General features: G+C 37.8%; 5 protein-coding genes and 1 pseudogene. 2 read left to right on the top strand and 4 right to left on the bottom strand.

Annotation, left to right across the window (positions count from 1 at the left end):
• Positions 1-43: 43 nt before the first annotated feature.
• The 4 genes from BLS58_RS02170 to BLS58_RS02185 form a co-directional block, all read right to left on the bottom strand.
• Complete coding sequence (locus tag BLS58_RS02170; RefSeq protein ID WP_090395899.1) at positions 44-1,318, bottom strand: TRAP transporter large permease; 1,275 nt, start codon at positions 1,316-1,318, stop codon at positions 44-46.
• 29 nt (positions 1,319-1,347) lie between these two features.
• Entirely contained in the window at positions 1,348-1,848 is a 501-nt protein-coding gene (locus BLS58_RS02175; RefSeq protein ID WP_176764557.1) for a TRAP transporter small permease, read from the bottom strand.
• A gap of 65 nt (positions 1,849-1,913) precedes the next feature.
• Positions 1,914-3,032: a TRAP transporter substrate-binding protein gene (locus tag BLS58_RS02180; protein ID WP_245723025.1), complete on the bottom strand. Its 1,119-nt coding sequence runs from the start codon at positions 3,030-3,032 to the stop codon at positions 1,914-1,916.
• 379 nt (positions 3,033-3,411) lie between these two features.
• Complete coding sequence (locus tag BLS58_RS02185; protein ID WP_176764558.1) at positions 3,412-5,016, bottom strand: PucR family transcriptional regulator; 1,605 nt, start codon at positions 5,014-5,016, stop codon at positions 3,412-3,414.
• A 399-nt stretch (positions 5,017-5,415) separates the two neighbouring features.
• On the opposite strand from BLS58_RS02185, the gene BLS58_RS02190 reads away from it, so the two are divergent.
• On the top strand, positions 5,416-5,613 hold the full coding sequence (locus BLS58_RS02190; RefSeq protein WP_090395902.1) for a hypothetical protein: 198 nt from the start codon (positions 5,416-5,418) through the stop codon (positions 5,611-5,613).
• Between the two features lie 155 nt (positions 5,614-5,768).
• Positions 5,769-6,607 (top strand): annotated as a pseudogene (locus tag BLS58_RS02195) (IS1634 family transposase); the annotation flags it as partial.

Genomic DNA, 6,607 nt, shown 5'->3' on the forward strand with positions numbered 1-6,607 from the left:
ATCGGTAAAGATAATGGCCCCAGTCTTTTTAATTGTTTATTCATTATAAGCTTGGTAAGAAAAGTACAATCTGAGGAACGTATGTGATGATAAGCAACGCCACTAAATTAAAGAGAAAGAACTTCAACACGGTAGGCAACATCTTCACCATTCCAACTTCTGTAACACTACTTGACACAAATATATTCAGTCCAAAAGGCGGAGTAAACATTCCTATAGCCAAATTAGAAACCATAACGATTCCTAAATGTACCGGATCAATACCCAACACTTGAGAGGCGGGTAAAATCAATGGAGCTAAAATAACGATAGCTGCCATTCCCTCCATAAACATTCCCATTACTAATAAAATAATATTAAGCATTAGCAAGAAGAAAAAAGCAGTCGTAATATTATCTAGGAATATCTCTGTCATCATTTGAGGCACTTGTAACCGAGTTAAAAACCACCCTAGTAACTGAGCCGATGCTACCATAATTAGAATTTGGGCAGAAGTAATGGCTGATTCTCGACAAATACTAATCAACTTAGTTATGTTAATTTCCCTATAGACAAACATACCAATAAGCAATGCATACACAGCAGAAATGCCGGCTGCTTCAGTAGGAGTAAATATTCCAGAATAAATACCTCCTAAAATAATGACAGGAACCAGTATGGCCCAGCTGGCATTTTTAAGGGCTTTACCAAGCTGTGGCCAGGTTGATTTAGGGTCTCGGGGTATTCCTTGCCTTTTCGCATAAATATAAATGTAAACCATAGAACTTAACCCAATGATAATCCCTGCAGTTATCCCGGCCATAAACAAATTGCCTACCGAAACACCTGTTACCGCACCATAAACGATAAGGGTAATACTTGGAGGGATAATCAGCGCAACTGCTCCAGCTGACGCTAAAAGCCCTGCAGCAAAAGGTGCAGGATAATTTCTATTTGTCATCTCTGGATACATAACTTTTCCTATCGCTACAACTGTTGCAGGGCCAGAACCAGACAAAGCGCCAAACATCATACTGGATACTTGGGTTGTCATTGCCAAACCGCCCGTCAAATGGCCTACCAATGTTCTTGCCAAGTCCATTATCCTTTTTGATAGCCCCCCTACGTCCATAAAATTAGCCGCCAGTATAAAAAAAGGCAGAGCCATCAATGCAAATTGATCAATACCGCCAAAAAGACTTTGCACTAATACCATTACATTGGTATCAGTCATAAAGATAGCTACCAAAAAAGTTGAGAGACTTAAAGAAACAAAAATGGGAGCACCAAGAAAAAGAAGAACCAATAAGAAAATAAGTAGTATTGTTAATATGAACATAAATTTACCCCCTTATCTAATAAGCTTCTCTATCCATAGTTCGTAGTTTCTTCCATAGGTTTTTCATCTGTATCGTTATCTTTTAACAAATCTATAAATACAAAAACAAGATGTACAAGTGATAAAAAGGCTCCAATTGGAATAGCTAAGTATACCCAAGCTAATTGGATTCCCAATGCCGCTGCCATTTGATTCGCATTAAAACTAAAAACAACAAGATCATATCCAAACTTTAAAAGAAGTCCCATAAATAACATAGATAATAATGTAATGAATAACTTCAAGTATCGTCCCCCTTTATGGGGTAATATTGTAAATATAAAATCAATACCAACATGCATCCCTCTTCTAAAGCATACGGCAACACCTATAAAAGTTATCCATATAATTCCATATCTAATAAATTCTTCTGCCCATACGAAGCTATTACTAAAAACAAAACGAAGGGTTATATTTACAAATAAAACTGCGGTCACAGAGAGTAACATTATGCCTACAAGATTTTCTTCAATCTTTGCTACCCATTTCATTTTCCAATCATCCTCCCAAAAGGGAAACAAAGAGAAGACAACGCTTCCCTTTGTTTTTCTCATATTTAGAAAAGATCCTCACCTGTGGATTCTTCAATTGCATCATAAAGTCTTTGCAAATAATCTTGTTGCCACTCTTCATCATATTCTTCCTCATGAACGGGGAGAGACGCTTCCCGGAAAACTTCTATTTCCTCATCAGTCAACTCATAGTAATTGATATCTTCCATGTTTTCCAGTTCTTCTATATACTCATCTTCCATATCAATTTTTGCCTCTCTTGCTACCATTCGAGCTTCCTCTTCTGCTTCAACTACTAATTGTTGAATATCATCTGGCAATCCTTCAAACCAATCCAAATTAGTCATCAATAGATAAGTCATGGTCCCATGGTAACTATTGATAGCTTGGTCCTGTACTTCATAGAAATTTTGAAGAATAACCGTTTGCAGAGGATTTTCCTGCCCATCTACAACCCCTTGTTGCAAGGAGTTATAGACTTCAGCGTAAGGTACCCCTACAGGATTAGCTCCCCATTGTTCATATTGAGCTAACAAAACTTCAGCTTCCATTGATCTCATATCTAAACCTTGCATGTCATCCGGTTCTCGTATCTCGACACCGTCTGTTGTTAATAGCTTAAATCCACCGAACCAATAACCCAACCCTTTGAATTGACCTTGCTCAAGTCTTTCTAACAACTCATCACCAAGTTCTCCATCGAATATTTCAAAAATCGCATCATAATCATTCGGCAATAAATAAGGCAAGTCTACTACTTTCACATCGTCAACAAAGGGTGAAACAACCGCAGATGGTTGCATCGTAATATCAATTTCCCCGAGTTGTGTACTTTCCACTTGTTCTCTTAAACTTCCCAATTGCGAATCGGGATATAAATCAACATGTACTTCCCCATCTGAAGCTTCTTCAATATATTCTTTAAATTCTTCTGCACCTATGTGCTCCGGACTTTCAAGTGGCTGGTTATGACTGAAGGTAATAACGTGTTCTGCATCATCCGGGGCTTCACTTTCTTCTCCCGCTTCTCCCTCATCAATACCTCCCTCTCCAATAGCATCTCCTTCATTAACTTCTTCTGTAGATTCACCACAAGCGGCTGTTAAAGCCATTATACTTATAAGATAAATCATAATAAAAAAATTCTTCCTAGTGTAGCCCATTTAATTTTCCCCCTCGCGCTAGAATAAATTTCCAAAATAAGCCCTTACAAATGTACTTGTGATTTATAATGACGAATCACTCGTACTGGAAATTTGATAAATAGACCTATTTTCAGCACATACCTAGCAATCCGTTTTGTACTACCTTTTTACACTATCAAAAATAAAGGGTTAGTATACACAAAATCAGAAAATAAACATCACTCCTTCAAATATGTTAAATGGTTAAAAATTAAAAGGTTTTATCCTTTTGTCCCTTTTCATAGTCCATAAAATTGTTTAAATAAATTATGTTTTATTATAATAAAATACTACCGCAAAAAGGTTAGCTGAATAGCTAAATTATCCCCCTCTTTTTTGTCTCAATAGATGAAGCATATTAAATATTTTGATTAATCTTCAAGTATCTGGAAATTTTCAAACCTAACGCTAACATGATTTTCTCCTCGGTAGCCTTAAGGTTATAGCCTGTGATTTTTTCTATTTTGTTTAATCGGTATTTTAATGTGTTAACATGGATATATAGATTGTTAGCAGTTTCCTGTAATTTTTCATCTTGCGCAAAATAAGCATCCAATGTTTCAAGTAATTGCACTTGATTTTCTTGATCTGAACTTATTAGTTTGCCAATGGTATCTTGATAGAATTGCTTCATTTCCACTCCATCTCTAATCTGGTCAAATAAACGATAAATACCTAAATCTTCATAGTATAAAATAGAGAATGAGTCTCGAATATCAGTTGCCAACAACCCTGCTTTTTTGGCCTCATAATAACTATTTTGCATTCCTTTAACACCCGGGTAATGCCTGCCTATTCCCATAGCCAATAGATGTTCTTTTGTTTTATCATCCTTGTGGAGGTATCGACTTAAAGAATGCATTTGTTTTTCAAATTCGATCTCTGAAATATCTTTGGTAGGGATTAAAACTAAAATAAAATTTGATATATGCCCAACAAGAGCATGCTTATATTTTGATTTCAAATAATTATCAACTCTATTCACCGCATCCAAAAAACTAAATTGTCCATTATTTACAAAATGTAAAGCTATACAAACATAACGAGAATCTAAAGAAAATCGATAAAGTTTGCCTCTCTCTACTAAATCATATTCATCCATTTTTTCATTTAACAATATATCTCGCAAAAATTCGTTTTTATACTGCTGTTCTACGTCAAACTTCACTTTTATCTTCAAAAATTCTAGTGCTAGCAAAGTAGAAGCTTTTTCTAAAATGGCTAGATCCATTTTCATATGTTGGGTGTTAATACCCCAACTAGTAAGATATCCAGCCACTTGTGCATCAATAATGATTGGGGCAACCACACACTGCGCCTCCCCCTTTTCCATAACCCTTGTCATACGGACAGGGTGTTTTACGTGTTCAAGTTCTTGCCTTTGTTTCGTATCCAAGGATTTAAATGTAAGATTAAATTCAGGCGTTGTAATCTGAGGTACAAGGCTTTCAATTGTAATCTTGTTTTTAGTGAGTTGTGAGATAATGGTAATAAATTCTTCAAATCCTTGAGCACTTATCGCTGCTTCATTTAATAGTTGATTAGCTTGTTCTAAATCCTCTTGGAGAATCTCTTTATTACTGAAGATTTCTTCAGAAACTGGAGAAACTATGTCCAGGTAACTGATGTGTTCAGGAATCTCAATAATTGGAAGGTTGTATCTATTCGCTTCATTCAATAGGTTCTGGTCGATTTGATCTACAAACCGATGCGGTTTAATGGCTACAGCTGAAGTACCTAAACTTGATAATTCTCTAATTAAATCTATCTGGGCTTGTAAATCATCTTTTACTGCGTATAAGCTTGTCAAAAGGAGTTCCTTGCCTTTCAACCATTGAACAATATCCGGCACTTCCATTATTGTTACGTGATTAACTTCATTATTTAAGCCATTCTCACCTGCTATCACCTTACAATTTCTTAAACCGCCAATCTTCATCAAATCTTGCACATTCACTTCCATGTTCATCACCCTTATATCCCAAAATGGGAGAAGTAAAGTCACTTTTACACTAGTGCTATAGCGAAACTTGTAATATCCTTCATACATAATCCTCAATATATCGGCTTTTTAGATTATAAGAAATCTACCAATTAGCTTATATCTTTCGCTGTAGAACTAGCTAAGAATCATCTTTTTGGAATAGTATAATTATAAGTTTAAATAGTTCCATAGATTGATTACATTATAAGAGCTGTTATGAAAATGTTCAACACACTCCGCACACTCCGGGTAGTATTTTTAGTTTATATTATTTTCTTATTTTTTACTGAGCAAAAGCCCAAAAAATTCTTATGCAACGCTAGTAATTTTTGTTAAAGTAAAGGCAACAGTACAAAAACAAAAAAGAGAGGTGCCTACATGACACATTACCCTCGTGTAGATTCGTTCGTGGAACTTTACCATTTAATTGAACTTTTTTCCATCAAACGCGATCTTCCCGTTGATAAAGATACTGAAGATTTTTTTGAAAGGTTTGAAGAGCACTGTGAAAAACTGGATTTGGATGTTGAAGAAATGAAAAAGCGTTTTCAACTATATAAGTTACCTGGACATTGATACACGGATAATGTCTCATCCGTGCTCTCTGTCTTTCGCCATTATGCGTCTCCACTTTTCAGGTATACATGGCGGCTCTATGCGGTGTGGTCATTTATCCATAGGCACACATATGTGTATACTACTTACGGTGATAACCGTGATATTATATAGGCATGTACTTACGAAAAGTGAAACGCACAAATAAAGATGGTAGCCAAGTCACATACCTGCAACTGGCGCATAATGAATGGGATCCGAAGGCCAAATATGCGAAAGCGAAGGTGATTTACTCGTTTGGGCGGACCGACCAAGTCGACGCCGCCTCCCTGGAACGTCTGGCCAAAAGCATCACGCGGTTCCTGTCGCCGGAAGAAGCGTTAAAAGCCCCAAGAGGATATCGGTGAAGCCATCGATTTTCGGTTCGAATCCAGCAAACGCCTGGGAGGTGGAACAAGCTGGAGCTGGATGACATTTTCAAAAATCTGCTTCGCGACCGGCATCATGAAACAGATATCGAACGCCTCCTTTTTGCCATGGTGGCCAATCGAGCGTTAGCCCCTTCCAGCAAGTTGGCTATGGAAGATTGGGTGCGCGATGACGTGGCGATCCCGAATCTTGAAGACGTTACCTCTCAGCAGCTCTATCGCGCCATGGATATGCTTCTGGCGGTCCGAGAAGGATTGGAGAAGCAGGTGTATTTTTCGGTCGCCAATCTGTTGAATCTGGAGGTTGATCTCATCTATTTCGATACCACATCCTCCTATTTTGAAGTGGAGCCGCAGGAAGCCCCGGAAGGGGAAACGTTCCGTCAGCTCGGGCATTCCAAAGATCATCGGCCGGATTTGCTTCAAACCGTGATCGGCCTGGCGGTCACTCGCGAAGGCATCCCAATACGCTGTTGGGCTTGGCCGGGCAACACGTCGGACATGAGTGTCATCGAAGAAGTTAAGAATGATCTTGTCGGCTGGAAATTAGGCCGTGTCATCAGCGTCGTCGACCGAGGCTTCTCCTC

Origin of the sequence: Natribacillus halophilus (genome assembly GCF_900100185.1) — a bacterium.
Taxonomy (GTDB): Bacteria; Bacillota; Bacilli; order Bacillales; family Marinococcaceae; genus Natribacillus; species Natribacillus halophilus.

Excerpts from the sequence above, each read along its gene's own strand:
- BLS58_RS02170 (WP_090395899.1), bottom strand. The coding sequence starts at position 1,318 with ATGTTCATATTAACAATACTACTTATTTTCTTATTGGTTCTTCTTTTT.
- BLS58_RS02175 (WP_176764557.1), bottom strand. The coding sequence starts at position 1,848 with ATGAAATGGGTAGCAAAGATTGAAGAAAATCTTGTAGGCATAATGTTA.
- BLS58_RS02180 (WP_245723025.1), bottom strand. The coding sequence starts at position 3,032 with ATGGGCTACACTAGGAAGAATTTTTTTATTATGATTTATCTTATAAGT.
- BLS58_RS02185 (WP_176764558.1), bottom strand. The coding sequence starts at position 5,016 with ATGGAAGTGAATGTGCAAGATTTGATGAAGATTGGCGGTTTAAGAAAT.
- BLS58_RS02190 (WP_090395902.1), top strand. The coding sequence starts at position 5,416 with ATGACACATTACCCTCGTGTAGATTCGTTCGTGGAACTTTACCATTTA.